Source organism: Nevskia soli, from assembly GCF_903970205.1.
Classification (GTDB): domain Bacteria; phylum Acidobacteriota; class Terriglobia; order Bryobacterales; family Bryobacteraceae; genus Bog-113.
Genome location: NZ_CAJCHS010000256.1, coordinates 1 through 13977, shown reverse-complemented (window position 1 = coordinate 13977; position 13977 = coordinate 1). Strand labels below are relative to the sequence as shown.

Here is a 13977-nt window from a genome sequence, read left to right as displayed (position 1 = left end):
CTACGACATGTAGTGGTGGCAGAAGTTGAAGCACGAAATCTGGGAGCGCGTAAGCCGATTTATACAGAAAACCGTTTTTCTACGCTTTCTTGTGCCGCGGGGCATAACGCGCCAGAACGTGAGCCAGGGGATTCGGTGTCGTGTCCTTCACTTCGCCGTGGAGAATCGCATGGTTGTTGGCATCGTGGCCGTAAATCTTGGAGTTCTCCTCGCCATCCTGAGTCACGACCGTGCCCTCCAAAGAGACACCGGCGAAGGCGCCTTTCGAGCGCGAATAGGTCAGGATTTCGGCCTTGAGTGAAGCATCCGTGTCAGCGGCGACGGTACGTCCCACCGGGCCGGCTGCCGCCGAAGCGTCGGCGCCCAGCGTAAATTTGTCAGAAGCGAGGCGCTCCAAGCCTTTTTCGCCCATGACGAGCATGACCACGTCGGTTGATTCGGCGCCGATCTGGGGCCCGAAGCTGCCGCCGCTGAACCGGACAGCGGCCGGTCCACTCCACGATCCGTGATTCCGGCATTCCGCGAATCCGCGTCCATATTCGCCGCCTACCAGGAACGCGCCCTTCTTCAATCCGGGAACGATGACGACACACTGCGCTTTGGCGAGCAGATCGTGCGGAATTCCCTTGTCGGGTGCGGCCATAATCTCGCGGAGAACGTCGGCCGAGTGACGGAGCCTTTTGTCCGGAGTTTCCTCCTGGGCGTGGAGCGAAGCAATGGTAAATGCTGCAATAAGTGTAAGTCGTAAGCGCATGACTCGAAGCTACCATGGACCAGCAGACAATGGACACCGGCGAGGGGGCTGCCGACGTGGAATGTGGCGTGAAGCACAGTGCAGACTTTTGAACCCCGAACCTAGCCTCCGAGAGGACGAAACCTAGCAATAGTCTCGATGTGGAAGGTCTGCGGGAAGAGGTCGATCAGCACCAGTTTGTCCAGCGCATATCCCGACTGAAGCAGGACAGCGGCATCGCGGGCCAGGGTTGATGGATCGCACGCAACCAGCACAATCTGGGCGGCCTTGATTTCGCTCAATCGAGTAGCGACGTGAACTCCGAGGCCGGTGCGCGGCGGGTCGGCCACGACTAAGTCGGGGCGTCCCTCGTAACCTGCCAGGAAGACGTCGACGTTCTCTACATGGGCCTCGATTTCGCCTTCGCTCGGGGCACGCACGCGATCGGCGTTCGCTCTCAAATCGCGCACCGCCCCGGAGCCGGATTCGACCGCAATCACCTTTGCGAACCGTTCCGCCAGAGGCAAACTGAACAAGCCAACCCCAGCGTACAGGTCAAGCGCGTGGCCGCCTCGAGCGTCGCCGACGACCGCGTCTACGAGCGCGCTTATCAGATAACGGTTGACCTGGAAGAACGATCCATAGCTGACGCGCAGGCCGTCATATTCGATCGCTCCGGGCGTGATCCCATCGATCTCACGCGTGACCCAATCGAAGAAGCGCTGCGCCACCGGCTGCCTGGTTTCCAGGACGTTTAGCTGAATCTCGCGCTCGTTCGTGAAGAGCTCTATCGTCTCGACAAACGCGGGCCAGCGGCGTTCGCGTACAAGACGGCTGAGTTTGACGATCGCCTCGTTCAACTTGGGCGAACTGATGGGGCAGTGATCGATGGCGATTAAGTTGCGCGAGCGCATCTCCCGATATCCGACCCGGCCGTCCGCAAAGTGCAGTTGCACGCGATTGCGGTACTGCCAAGGCTCGCCGGTAATGATCTCGATCTCGGGGTGCTGCTTGATTTTGCCTACACGCTCAAGCGTTTCATGAAGAATAGCGGACTTGGCACTGACCTGCGCTTCGTAGGCGGCGTGCTGGTAATGGCAGCCGCCGCAACGGCCGAAGTAAGGGCACTCCGGTTTGACGCGCCGGGGCGATGCGGTAAGCACGGCTTCGAGGCGCGCTCGGGCGATGCCGGATCGCTTCGGCTCGCGTTCTACTTCGACGCATTCGCCCGGTAGAACGAACGGCGTCAAGACAACTTCACGGTCGACGCGCGCCAATCCATCCCCGCCGTAGACCAGCTTTTCGATTTCAATCTGCACTGTTACGATGGGGTTTCCTTATCCAACATGAAAGCACGGGTCCTTTCCGGCATACAGCCCAGCGGCAACCTGCACATTGGTAACTACCTTGGCGCGCTGCTGAATTGGGTGCGCATCCAGAGCGACTATGAGTGCGTGTTTTGCATTGTGGATTTGCATGCGATTACGGTGTACCAGCCGCCGGCCGAGCTGCGCGCGAAGATCCGTGAACTGGCGGCCCTGTTTCTGGCGGCGGGGATTGATCCGCGGCAGTCTTCCATCGTGGTCCAATCCGACGTGCATGCCCACGCGGAGTTAGCCTGGCTTCTTACCTGCGTCACGCCGATGGGATGGCTTTCGCGCATGACTCAATTCAAAACTAAGTCCGAGAAGCAGGAGACGGTAGGAGACGGGCTATATCAGTATCCCGTCTTGATGGCTGCCGATATCTTGCTTTATCAGGCGCAGATTGTGCCGGTGGGTGACGATCAGTCGCAGCATCTGGAACTGACGCGAGATATTGCTCAGCGATTTAATTCACTCTATGGCGATACATTCGCGGTGCCGCAGACGCACCTGCCGCAGGTTGGAGCGCGTATCATGGGACTCGACGATCCTACGGCCAAGATGAGTAAGTCGGCCGAGGGCAGTGGACATGCGGTGGGGCTGCTGGATGATCCGGCGCGGATACGAAAAACAATCATGCGGGCTACTACGGATTCCAACCCTGGTGTAGATTTTGAGACTATGGGACCAGGGGTCGCTAACTTACTGACGATCTATCAAGCCTTTAGTGGAGCATCGGATTCGGAGATGCTTGCGGAGTTTACCGGTCTGCGGTATGGCGATTTGAAGAAGCGTGTGGCTGAGATGGTAGTCGAGAAACTGGAACCGTTACAGGCTGAGTACCGGAGAATTACTGCGGATCCCGGATATCTTGACGGGGTATTGCGTGAGGGCCGCGAACGGGTTGAGCCTATCGCGGATGCTACGGTGCGGGTTGCTAAGGAGAGGATGGGGCTTTATACAGCTAAACCTATTAGCCACGGATGAACACAGATGAACCACATATGGCCTGCGGCCACCCTGGGGAATGAAAACCAGCGTTTGAGTCGATGCAAATACCACATACTGAGCCGCGACGGTGACGGAGCGGTTACAACCTGGGCATCCGCGTTCTCGCGGCAAAAGCATTCGAGAGGTTCTTTTCCGGAGCACCAGCTCCGTTACCGTCGCGGCTCAGTATGCAGACAGGTGTTTTCAGAACAACACGGATAAAGGCAAAAGCGAATGCGATTCTTTCTTGGGTTGATTATCGGTATTATCTTGGTTCCGGTTTGCGTTTATTTCTATGTGCGATTTGGTTACGCCCCGGTTGCTACTGCGGCGCCTCCGTTCCCTTTGGAGCGGAAGCTGGCTCATATGGCTTTGGATGCGCGGATCGATAAGGAGGCTCCGAAGCAGCCTGGCGTCCCGGCCGATGAAAGTAACTTGATGGCCGGCGCTCATCTGTATCGGGAGAATTGCGCGGTTTGTCACGCCATGAGCGACGGCGTGCAAACGCCTACTGCCAAAGGGATGTTTCCGAAACCGCCAAAACTGCTTACGGGAACGGGTGTGACGGACGACCCTCCGGGTGAGACCTATTGGAAAGTTGCTAACGGGATTCGATTGACTGGCATGCCCGCTTATCGGGAATCGCTCAGCGAGACACAGATGTGGCAGATCAGCCAGCTTCTGGCTACCGCCGATAAACTGCCGCCCAGCGTTAAGGACTACCTGGCGCAACCACCGCCTGCGAAGTGATCACTGCGGGATTGTTACCTGATAAATCACGTCCGTCGGGGTTAGACGTTTCAATAGAGTGACGCTCGCTTTTAGGTCTTTCATTGCTTCTATCTGCCAGTCGGGGAACATAATGCCGTCGACGAAACTCTGGTAGTAGAGGAACTTCGAACCTGGATAGTAGAACTGCTTTCTTTCGGCGACCTTGATCGGCGCCCAATCCTTTTCAAATAATAGGTTTAGTTCGGCCGTATCGGAGTGGGAAACGCGCAGGGCATCCTCGGGACTCGCGACGAAGTACATCCGGCTCTGTAAGGCCGGGTTGTACCAGTAGAGCGGTGTGTAATGGAATCCCTGATCCACCAGGATGGGTAAGTCCGGAAGTTCCGACGTATCGATCCGCGGCGGCCATAGGGGCAGCTTATGTACGGCCCGGTAGTGCAGCAGCGCCCCGGTTGCCAGCGCGGAAGCGAAAAAGAGCAGGCAGACAAAACCGGCGGCTCTCGCTCTGTTGAACATGCGCGCGCATCCATAAGTAAATAGCAAAGACGCGCCTAAGACATAGGACAGGGTGTACCTGGGGTTGACAGACCGGGTCCAATGCTCGAGTACAACTTGACAAAGCGGAAGCAGGAAGAAGGCCAGCGCGGCGGCAATATTATAAGAACGAATTCCGTTCCCCTGGCTCGCTGCAACTGTCACGGAAGCGCTGCGCGAGGGAAGCCCGCAGGTCATCCATAAACCGATCAGCGCCGTGGCCAGGACAGGTACCAAAGGAAGCAGGAGCAAGCCGAAGAGTACGGGAATCGAGGCAGTATGTCCGGCGCCTTGTGAGTTATGAGCAAGATACTGCTGGGCCGCATGCATGATCGGCAGATAGAAGAGAATGACACTAAGTCCGGCGACGGTGACAAGCCAGAACGGGAAATCAATCCGGCGTCGATGCCGCGTCCTGACCACCTCTCCGACAGCGATTGGGATCGCAACCAATACCGCCATGAAGTGAGCGGATACGGCTGCCGCCATAGACAGCAAGATACAGACCAGGAAAAAGTGACGGCGGCGGCCATGCAGATCTTGCCACGACAGCAGCGCCACGGCCGCGCAGCACAGGACGATGGCGTACGGGCGAGCCTCTGTCGCATAGTACTCCGCATCCGAGATAAAGATGAAAAGCATCGCGGCCAAGCCCCATGACACGCCGAGTGTTCCTCTCACCAGAAAGAAGACGGCTATCGCCGTAAGCCAGAACGCGAAGATCTCCGGCAGACGCGTGGCGAGCGCGGTGGGGCCGAGCAGAGCCTGTGCGAAGTGGGCGGCTACGATCGAAAGAGGAGGGTGAACTTCCGCTCCGGCGCATAGCGCAGCCCACAAGCGACGGACGGGGAGCATCGCCAGATAGTGGGTGAACATCTCGTCGTACCACAGGGGCTTGAAGGCGCTCTGAACCGTCATTGCCGCAAAGTAGAGAACGGTTCCGGCGACCAGCATCAGGCCGAGCCGGCGCTCGCAAAAATCTTCGAAAGCAACGGCTGCAATCCTCCAATCCGCGAGACGGGTAAGCGGCTTCGACCGGATCAACATTGGGGATTCCGGATTTTTCATGAGACGGAAGGCGTGGGCGTCATACTGTTTTGGCAATAATGCATAAATTATCGCTGCCGGCCACAGAACAGGAGCGCAAACAAGCGCTGGCTTACCTGCTCAACGTACAACTCATGATCTTGCAGTCGATGGCGCTCGAAAAGGCCGCTGACGAACGTCCGCGGACTCGGCGGCCGGAGTAGACAACCGTATGTTGCAACAAACGAAGAAGCCGGTCTCGACAAACCGTCGTTCGAGCAAGCAAGCAACCAATCCGGCGGGCCAGAGTACGCCCGAATGCGCGCCGGCGAAGCCGCTCGAGGAGATCCTGTTTTACGGCGCATCGCGCTTCGAGCAGCCGGAGATCGGACTCTTATTCCGGCGCGACAACGAGACGTACCGCCTGGTGTGCATCTCCAAGAGCGAACGAAACTACCTTCGGCGTTTCTCGCAAGTGTGGGCATTTACCGCGCTTTGTGAACGGCTGCCGAACCAAATCCATTAGTGCCTAAACGCATCGCCGAGCCCTCCCTCGTATAATCCCGTTTGGCTTACCCATCACTGGATCTGCGTAGCTACCAACCGGAAAGTATGCTTCGCGGGGCGCGCACACCAATCGAGCGCGCGCGTTTCCCCGTCATTGATATTCACACACATCTTTGCTGGGCTGAGGAACAAGTCAGCGGCATCGAGATGTCCGGTTCGCGGCGTTACCTGGCTACGCCCGCGGATTTACTCCCCGTCATGGACCGCATGAATGTCCGCGCGCTGGTCAATCTTACCGGGGGCTGGGGGACGGGACTCGGCGAGTCTGTTACACAGTTCGATATCGCCGAACCCAGCCGGTTTTACACTTTCACCACGCCTGACTTTGGCCGGGTCTTAGAGCCTGACTATTCCCGCTCGCAGGCCGATGCGGTTGTCGATGCGCATCGCGCAGGGGCGCGCGGCTTGAAAATTCTGAAGACGCTGGGACTCTTTCTTCGCGAAGGCGTTACGACGGGGCCGCTGATCGGTGTCGACGATGCGCGATTCGATCCAATGTGGGACGTCTGCGGGCAACTGCGCATTCCAGTCGCGATTCACGTCTCCGATCCCGCGGCGTTTTTTCGACCGGTCGACCGGTTCAACGAGCGGTATGAAGAATTGAGCGCCCACCCGGACTGGTCTTTTCATGGGGGCGATTTTCCTTCGAAGGCGCAGTTACTTGCCGCCCGCGACCGTGTCTTCGCCCGTCATCCAAACACGCAGTTTCTGGCGCTCCATGTAGGAAACTTCGCGGAGGATCTGGAACATGTGTCGGGATGCCTGGACCGATTTCCGAATGTAAGCGTCGATATCGCGGCACGGATCGGTGAGTTGGGCCGGCAGCCTCGTGCGGCGCGCAAATTCTTCGACAGGTATCAGGACCGGGTTTTGTTTGGTACCGACGCAACGCCACAAGGCTACGATATGCCGCAGCAGTTATTCGGCGAGCAGCTATACGAAATTTACTTTCGTTTTCTGGAGACCCCGGACGAATACTTCGACTATGCGCCGTGCGACATTCCGCCGCAAGGCAGGTGGCGGATCTATGGGCTGGAATTGCCGGAAGATATTCTGATCAAGGTCTATAACCATAATGCCGTTCGTTTGTTGGGGGAGAACACTCAGACGTAAGTCGGGCGTTGGCTCCGTCCGATAGAGTAAATATGGCGAGTGGCTAGGGGTTATTGGATGCGGGAGTCGTTAACCCATATTCTTTCTTCCCGTCTGCCGCCAAGGGGATGGTGGCAAGCCACGACCACGCCCAAACGCCGCTTTGACTGCAAAAAGCCGTTACTCGGCCGCCAACCCTTTGCCCGGGAGTAGCGGTTTGAAGGTTTCCGGTGTGTGACCGCTTCCGATCGGACGGGTTGAGTATGCAGGAACCGCGAAGGACTCGATCTAATCCCTGCTTCGGGCCGTTCGAAACTCGATAGAATGAACGACATTGATGCAGTTGAAGTTGCCGAATGCGCTCTTCGTCGTTTTGGGCTGCGGGGTCTGTTCCGGCCAACCAGTTGATTTCGCGGCTTCGATCCACCCGATCTTCGCCGCCAAATGCAATCCGTGTCATAGCGGTGACTCTCCCCGGGCCGGCCTGTCATTTGCCAGCCGCGAGGCTTTGCTGAAGGGAGGTCGAAGCGGTCCCGCTCTCGTTCCCGGAAAAGCGTCGGCCAGTTTACTAATCGCCCGCGTTACCGGCAAGGCGCTTCCCGCGATGCCGATGGGCGGTGCTCGTCTGTCCGACGCGGAGATCAAACTGTTATCGGACTGGATCGATCAAAACGCGCCTTGGACGGACGTGACTCCGAAACCCTCGGCTGTGTGGGATCCACCGCTCGCGCCGCGCCGGCCTGAAGTACCGCAATCCGCGTTCCCGAATCCGATCGATCGGTTTGTCGATGCTTACTTCCGGAGTAAAGGTCTGGCGTTCCCGTCGCCGGTTTCCGACAACCTTTTTGTGCGGCGTGTATATATGGACGCCTGGGGGATTGTTCCATCGGCGGCGCAGGTTACCGCATTTCTGGAAGATCGCGATCCAAGGAAACGCGAGAAGACCGTGGATCGTCTGCTTGCCGATTCTAAGATGTACACGGGTAACTGGATTAGTTTCTGGAACGACTTACTGCGGAATGATCAGGGCGTGAACTATGCCGGCACGCGGCAGACCATTACGCCATGGCTCGAACCGGCGCTCGAAAGTAACATGCCGTATGACAAGATGGTCGCGGACTTAGTAAATCCTGGTAAGGACGGTCCAGCGGGTTTTCTGCTCGGCGTCAATTGGCGCGGTGACGTGAATGCGAGCCAGACACCTTACATGCAAGCCGCGCAGAATACGGCGCAGGTGTTTCTGGGAGTGAACCTGAAATGCGCCTCATGTCATGACAGCTTTATCAATCGCTACCAGTTGAAGCAATCCTACGGGATGGCCGCGCTGTTCGCTGAGCAGAACGAATTGGAGCTGGTGCGCTGCGACGTGAAGACGGGTAGGCATACCGGCCCTGAATTCCTGTTCCCTGAGATCGGAACCGTACCGTCCGGCGGAACGGTTGATGAGCGTCGCGCGGCCGCAGCGAAGCTTTTCACCGCGCCTGAGAATGGGCGGCTCGCGCGAACCATGGTCAACCGTGTCTGGGCGCGCTTCTTCGGCCGCGGATTAGTGGATCCGGTCGACGAGATGGATCTGAAACCGTGGAATCCGGACTTACTCGACTGGCTCGCTGTTGACTTTTCGGACCACGGCTACGACTTGAAATACCTGATGCGGCAGATAATGGATTCGCGCACGTACCAGCTTCCGTCGATCCCCGGGAAGGCGGCTCCAGCGAGTGAGTTCACGTTCCTGGGTCCGCGCCCGCGGCGGCTTACGGCCGAGCAGTTTGTCGATACTCTATCGTCCATGACGGGCGAGTGGCGTGTGTTACAGGCGGATGATCGAGCTACTTTCGCGCGGGAGTGGCAACTCAAGTCGACGCCGTTATCGCGGGAGTTAGGACGGCCCATTCGCGACCAGGTGGTTACTGCCCGGAATCCCGACGCAACCATGCTGCAAGCGCTTGAACTGGTGAACGGCGACACCATGGGCCTGATGGTCCGCCGGGGCGCCAAGCGGTTGCTGGGTCAGCTTCCGTCGCCGCCTGCGCCGTTGTTCGACAGCAAAACTCTTCGTAAGAACAGTGCTGACCTAGACATTGATCTTACCGGTGTGAACAAGCTCTGGTTAGTTATCACCGACGTCGACTGCTACGATCCTTCGCGAACCGTCGCCGCGTGGGCGGATGTCGAACTAACCGGGGATCAAGGGTCGACTAAGCTTTCGTCACTGACAACTCTGAGTAAGATTGAACCGCGCGCGGTAACCTCTAAAGGCAAGGAGTTCGTTGATGCCCTCGCGCCGGGCGTGCCTTCAACGCTGATCTATGACATTGGCGGCCTGGGTTTCAAACGGATGCGCGGACATTTCGCTCTGGATGACTCTTCCAATCGATCGGATATCTCGCCGGCCGTTCGCGGCTTCGTCTTCGCAGCGGAACCGGACCGGCATCAGTTAATCGCCGTGTCCGCAGATCCCCCATTGCCCGCGCCTCCGGTGCTTACTCAGCCCGACAAACTGATCGACGATTTGTTTCTGGAAGCGCTTTGCCGGAAGCCAACGACGCAGGAAGCGCAAATTGCCCGGAGCCTGCTCGCTCCTCAAGGCAAGACTTCCGAAGCTGGGCTCGAAGACCTGCTCTGGTGCCTGCTCATGCTTCCCGAGACGCAGTATATCTATTGAGGATTCTACTTATGCCGAAACCGCCAAATGACATCTTTCGCGGAGTGCCGCGCCGCCACTTTCTCCGAGCCTCCGCCGCCGCGACGCTGGCCGCGATGGTGGGAGGTGAGCCCCGGCTTCTCGGCTCCGAACAACCAAAGCTTGTGCCGAAGGCGGACAGTATGATCCTACTTTGGATGGCCGGAGGCATGGCTCAAACGGAGACTTTCGACCCGAAGCGTTACACCGAATACCGGACGGGTCTGGCTTCCAGCGAAGTACTTAGCACCTTCCCGAGTATTCCGACCGCGATTGACGGGGTTGAGATCTCGCAGGGGCTGGAGAACATCGCCAAGGTATTAGATCGCGGCACACTGATCCGTTCGCATCGGGTCGGCGATCTCGGATTTATCCTGCACTCGCGCCATCAGTATCACTGGCACACCGGCTATCCGCCGCCGCAATCGGTTGCCGCTCCGCATATGGGCGCGGTGATTTCGCGCACGCTGGGGCCGCGCAACCCGGACATCCCGGCGTTCATCGATATCGGCCAGAATCTGGAAATTGGCGGCGAGAGCGACGGCATTAAGGCCTTCCACACGGCGGGATTCCTGGGTGGGGAACACGGGCCGTTTCTCATCATGGACCCACGCGATGCCGCCGCGAGCACGCAGCCTTCGGAGTATCTGGGGCGTTCGCGTTTTCTGGCGCGCTATGAAGCTTATAAGAAGTTAGTGGATGCGTCGCCGCTGGGTGCGAGTGGCAGCGACTATCAACGCGAGAGCCTGGCGCGCTCCATGGAGAATGCGCACCGGCTATTGAACTCGCCGGCATCCAAAGCTTTTGACTTATCGCTTGAGCCGGAGAAGAGCCTGGCGCGTTACAACACCGGGCGCTTCGGGTTAGGTTGCCTGCTGGCGCGCAGACTGGTAGAGTCGGGAGCGCGCTTCGTCGAAGTTACAACCGAGTACATTCCATTCCGCTACTGGGATACTCACGAGAACGGTCATAGCCGCACCGTCGGCATGAAGCAGAGTATCGATACGCCGGTCGCGCAACTGATTCTCGACCTCGAACAGCGTGGTCTGTTAGATCGAACCCTGGTTGTTCTTGCCAGCGAGTTTGGCCGCGACATGATGGTGGAAGGCAAGCCCGGCCAGACGGTTACCGAACAGGTGAAACAGCCGGAAGTGATGACGGAACCAAAACACTATGGGATGCATCGCCACTTCACGGAAGCGGGCTCCGTGCTGATGTTCGGAGGCGGCGTGAAAAAGGGGCAGGTCTACGGGTTGACGGCCGACGAGCGGCCGTGCAAGATCGTGCGGGACCCGGTTACTATTGACGACTTACATGCGACTATCTACACGTTGCTGGGGATTGCGCCGGATACCTCGTATGAGGTGGAGAAACGGCCTTTCTATGTGACCAATAACGGTAAAGGCAAGGCGATTCCGGCGTTGATGGCTTAGCAACCTGTGTAACAACCGACTCCCTCACGGTCGCGGCTCGGTAACGTTTGTTCGTTCGAGGACAAGGGTAACAGAGCCGCGACGGTGACGGAGCGGTTACTTCGCTTTGTCTACGATAAGCATCGCTTTCCACGCGTCCTCATCGTGACCGGCACTCAGCTTATTTCCGGCTCGAATCAACGGCAATCGAAGTAGTTTCGGCTCTTTCTCGATCTTGGCGATGAGTTCGGCGTCGGAAGTACGGATATACTTCAGCCCGGCATCCTCGTAAACCTTGCCTTCACGGTCAACCAGTCCGGCGAGCCCGAAGCGTTCGATAAATCGTCGAATCTCACCAGCAGACATGGGCTTCTGATGCAGATCGACAAAGTGGATCGGTATGCGGCGCTCTTTGAAGAATCGCTCCGCCGCGCGAGTCGCCTGTGAGCCCTTCACGCCGAATATCTGCACGTTAATCAAGTGTCTACGAACCACCCATTAGATCCGCATACTCCGGATGACGCTTCAGATAGACGTGCACAAAGCTGCAAGCCGGGACCACCCTGGCCTTCTCGGCGCGCGCCCAATCCAGTCCGGCTTTGACCAGCTTTCCCCCAATGCCGCGCCCCTCGAACTCCGGCGGCACGCCCGTGTGAGTAAACACGATCGAACCGGCGCGGCGATGGTATTCAAGCACGGCCCGCTGTCCGTCAAGATCAATTTCAAACGCATTTCGTTCAGGGTGATGCTCTACTGCGAGTGATTCCTCAGCCATTCTTTCTCGACGATAGCAACTGCTCGCATATACTGTTGCAACATGGACCGTCGCCTCTTTCTTCAATCCGGCGCAGCCGCGCTCGCCGCAGCCGCCAGTGGGCTCGCCGCGCCGCCCACCGCCGATCAGAACTACGATAAGGACAAAATCCGGAGGGTAGGCTTAATCGGTACCGGCTGGTACGGCAAGAGCGATCTCTTCCGGCTCGTTCAAGTATCGCCGGTTGAGATCGTGTCCCTCTGCGACGTCGACCGCCGCATGCTGGCCAACGCGGCCGATATGGCAGCCACCCGGCAGCGCTCCGGCAAACGTCCGCGCCTGTTTCACGATTACCGCGAGATGTTGAAGGAACGCGATCTCGATCTCGTCTTAATTGCCACGCCCGATCACTGGCACGCCTTGCCGATGATTGAAGCCGTAAAGTCCGGCGTCGACGTGTACTGTCAGAAGCCCATTAGCGTCGACATTCGCGAAGGTCAGGCTATGCTGGCGGCCGCCCGGAAGTACAACCGCGTTGTCCAGATCGGCACGCAGCGCCGCAGCACCCCGCACTTAGTGGAGGCTCGCGACCAGATCATTCGCGAAGGAAAACTCGGCACCATCGGCTTGGTCGAAATCTACTGTTACTACCACATGCGCTTGACCGGTTACCCGCCCGATACGGCGCCTCCCGAAACGCTCGATTACGAATTCTGGACCGGACCCGCGCCGATGCGTCCTTACAGTCAGGGTGAACTTCCGCGCGGCTGGCGAGCCTACATGGAGTACGGCAACGGCATTGTGGGCGACATGTGCGTACATATGCTTGACATGACTCGATGGATGATGGACCTCGGCTGGCCCAAGAGCGTCTCTTCCTCCGGCGGGATCTTAGTCGATAAGTCCAGTAAGTCAAACATCTCCGACACCCAAAGCGCTACTTTCGATTTCGGCAACGTCAAAGTCGTCTGGGAGCATCGCACCTGGGGTCAGTCGCCCGATCCGAAGTACGATTGGGGCGCCACGTTCTATGGCGACAAAGGGACTCTGAAAGCCAGCGTCTATTCTTACGACTTCACCCCGGCCAACGGCGGTAAGCCGATCCACAAAGACGTGACTTACGAGTTTGAACAATATCCCGAAGACAAGACCGAAGCGGAACTGGAGAAGCACGTTGCGCCCGCCATCCGGCATCATATGATGGACTTCCTGGCGGCGATCGATAAGCGCTCGCGTCCGGTGGCCGACATCGAACAGGGTTACATCTCGACCGCCAGCTGTATCCTCGCCAATATGTCGATGGCGCTGGGACGCTCGCTCGAATGGGATGCGGAGAACGGCCGAATCGTGGGCGACGACCCGGCGAACCAGCTACTCGCGCGTCCGTATCGCGCGCCGTGGAAGCATCCCGAACCGGCGAGCGTTTAGCTCACACGTTTGTATTACGTTCCGGCAACGTTGAAACCTTTAGTGCCCGACACTCATCTCTTGTGATAAGAGGAATTATAGATGTCACTGGAGCAGGTTCTTCCTGTCGTCCCGATTAAGAATACGGTGCTCTTCCCCAATCTGTTGATGCCGCTCTCGGTAGGGCGGCCCCGATCGGTGGCGGCCATTCAGGCCGCGCTGGCGACCGAGGCGAAAGAGATTCTGGTGGTCTGCCAGCGCGATTCCGCGGTCGAAGTTCCGACGCCGGACGACCTGTTCCCGACGGCGACCAAAGCCGTCATCAAGCGAGCCCGGCGCGACGACGACAAATTCGAGATCCTCGTGCTTGGCGTCGAACGCGTGTCGCTTGGCGAGTTCAGCGGGGGTGAGTTTAGCGGCGCTGAGTTCCTGAGCGCCGGCTTCGCTCCGATTCCAGCCCCTGACGCGTCGGAAGACACCAACCCGGAAATGGAAGCGCTCCACCGCGAGGTCGTCGAACTGGCGATGAAAGTTTTGAAACACGCCGGGGTGGAATTACCGACCGAGTTTGCGCGCGCGATCACCGGTCAAGTGGACCCGTTCCAGTTGTCATGGATGCTGGCTAGCGTTCTCAGCATGGACGTTGCGCTGGAGCACTCGCTACTTGTTGCCCAGAATCGTGC

The 13977-nt window shown here is 58.3% G+C and carries 13 protein-coding genes; 8 read left to right on the top strand and 5 right to left on the bottom strand.

The genetic code is table 11. The features are described from left to right. Positions 1 to 79: 79 nt before the first annotated feature. Both H1Y01_RS11695 and H1Y01_RS11690 read right to left on the bottom strand, forming a co-directional pair. A complete protein-coding gene (locus tag H1Y01_RS11695) occupies positions 80 to 754 on the bottom strand; it encodes a lipid-binding SYLF domain-containing protein (protein WP_180540699.1) in 675 nt (224 codons plus the stop codon). Positions 755 to 855: 101 nt separating this feature from the next. After that, positions 856 to 2052 carry a class I SAM-dependent RNA methyltransferase gene (locus H1Y01_RS11690; RefSeq protein ID WP_219341479.1) on the bottom strand — a complete coding sequence of 399 codons (1197 nt, stop codon included), beginning with the start codon at positions 2050 to 2052 and terminating at the stop codon, positions 856 to 858. A 27-nt stretch (positions 2053 to 2079) separates the two neighbouring features. Between H1Y01_RS11690 and trpS the strand changes: the two genes are divergently transcribed. Beyond that, a complete protein-coding gene (gene trpS, locus H1Y01_RS11685; RefSeq protein WP_180540698.1) occupies positions 2080 to 3084 on the top strand; it encodes a tryptophan--tRNA ligase in 1005 nt (334 codons plus the stop codon). Between the two features lie 237 nt (positions 3085 to 3321). Then, the gene (locus H1Y01_RS11680) at positions 3322 to 3837 is read left to right on the top strand and encodes a c-type cytochrome (protein ID WP_180540697.1); all 516 of its coding nucleotides are present in this window, start codon (positions 3322 to 3324) and stop codon (positions 3835 to 3837) included. Here the strand turns inward: H1Y01_RS11680 and H1Y01_RS11675 are convergent, their stop codons facing one another. Continuing rightward, complete coding sequence (locus H1Y01_RS11675) at positions 3838 to 5400, bottom strand: glycosyltransferase family 39 protein (RefSeq protein WP_180540696.1); 1563 nt, start codon at positions 5398 to 5400, stop codon at positions 3838 to 3840. 211 nt (positions 5401 to 5611) lie between these two features. On the opposite strand from H1Y01_RS11675, the gene H1Y01_RS11670 reads away from it, so the two are divergent. From H1Y01_RS11670 to H1Y01_RS11655, 4 genes are all read left to right on the top strand, one after another. Beyond that, entirely contained in the window at positions 5612 to 5905 is a 294-nt protein-coding gene (locus tag H1Y01_RS11670; protein WP_180540695.1) for a hypothetical protein, read from the top strand. A gap of 86 nt (positions 5906 to 5991) precedes the next feature. Beyond that, positions 5992 to 7059: an amidohydrolase family protein gene (locus H1Y01_RS11665; RefSeq protein ID WP_180540694.1), complete on the top strand. Its 1068-nt coding sequence runs from the start codon at positions 5992 to 5994 to the stop codon at positions 7057 to 7059. Positions 7060 to 7375: 316 nt separating this feature from the next. Further along, positions 7376 to 9703: a DUF1549 domain-containing protein gene (locus tag H1Y01_RS11660; RefSeq protein ID WP_180540693.1), complete on the top strand. Its 2328-nt coding sequence runs from the start codon at positions 7376 to 7378 to the stop codon at positions 9701 to 9703. Between the two features lie 11 nt (positions 9704 to 9714). Beyond that, on the top strand, positions 9715 to 11154 hold the full coding sequence (locus H1Y01_RS11655; RefSeq protein WP_180540692.1) for a DUF1501 domain-containing protein: 1440 nt from the start codon (positions 9715 to 9717) through the stop codon (positions 11152 to 11154). Between the two features lie 96 nt (positions 11155 to 11250). Here the strand turns inward: H1Y01_RS11655 and H1Y01_RS11650 are convergent, their stop codons facing one another. Beyond that, entirely contained in the window at positions 11251 to 11604 is a 354-nt protein-coding gene (locus H1Y01_RS11650) for an ArsC/Spx/MgsR family protein (protein WP_219341478.1), read from the bottom strand. 13 nt (positions 11605 to 11617) lie between these two features. Then, the gene (locus tag H1Y01_RS11645) at positions 11618 to 11908 is read right to left on the bottom strand and encodes a GNAT family N-acetyltransferase (RefSeq protein WP_180540691.1); all 291 of its coding nucleotides are present in this window, start codon (positions 11906 to 11908) and stop codon (positions 11618 to 11620) included. 42 nt (positions 11909 to 11950) lie between these two features. On the opposite strand from H1Y01_RS11645, the gene H1Y01_RS11640 reads away from it, so the two are divergent. Continuing rightward, positions 11951 to 13315, top strand: a complete 1365-nt coding sequence (locus tag H1Y01_RS11640) for a Gfo/Idh/MocA family protein (protein WP_180540690.1) — start codon at positions 11951 to 11953, stop codon at positions 13313 to 13315. Positions 13316 to 13396: 81 nt separating this feature from the next. Then, positions 13397 to 13977: LON peptidase substrate-binding domain-containing protein (locus tag H1Y01_RS11635; RefSeq protein WP_180540689.1), on the top strand; the 581-nt coding region annotated here is incomplete at its 3' end.

What these genes read in the sequence shown, in the direction of transcription:
- H1Y01_RS11665 (WP_180540694.1), top strand. Translation starts at nt 5,992, where the DNA reads ATGCTTCGCGGGGCGCGCACACCAATCGAGCGCGCGCGTTTCCCCGTC.
- H1Y01_RS11680 (WP_180540697.1), top strand. Translation starts at nt 3,322, where the DNA reads ATGCGATTCTTTCTTGGGTTGATTATCGGTATTATCTTGGTTCCGGTT.
- H1Y01_RS11655 (WP_180540692.1), top strand. Translation starts at nt 9,715, where the DNA reads ATGCCGAAACCGCCAAATGACATCTTTCGCGGAGTGCCGCGCCGCCAC.
- H1Y01_RS11695 (WP_180540699.1), bottom strand. Translation starts at nt 754, where the DNA reads ATGCGCTTACGACTTACACTTATTGCAGCATTTACCATTGCTTCGCTC.
- H1Y01_RS11645 (WP_180540691.1), bottom strand. Translation starts at nt 11,908, where the DNA reads ATGGCTGAGGAATCACTCGCAGTAGAGCATCACCCTGAACGAAATGCG.
- trpS (WP_180540698.1), top strand. Translation starts at nt 2,080, where the DNA reads ATGAAAGCACGGGTCCTTTCCGGCATACAGCCCAGCGGCAACCTGCAC.
- H1Y01_RS11660 (WP_180540693.1), top strand. Translation starts at nt 7,376, where the DNA reads ATGCAGTTGAAGTTGCCGAATGCGCTCTTCGTCGTTTTGGGCTGCGGG.
- H1Y01_RS11640 (WP_180540690.1), top strand. Translation starts at nt 11,951, where the DNA reads ATGGACCGTCGCCTCTTTCTTCAATCCGGCGCAGCCGCGCTCGCCGCA.
- H1Y01_RS11675 (WP_180540696.1), bottom strand. Translation starts at nt 5,400, where the DNA reads ATGTTGATCCGGTCGAAGCCGCTTACCCGTCTCGCGGATTGGAGGATT.
- H1Y01_RS11670 (WP_180540695.1), top strand. Translation starts at nt 5,612, where the DNA reads ATGTTGCAACAAACGAAGAAGCCGGTCTCGACAAACCGTCGTTCGAGC.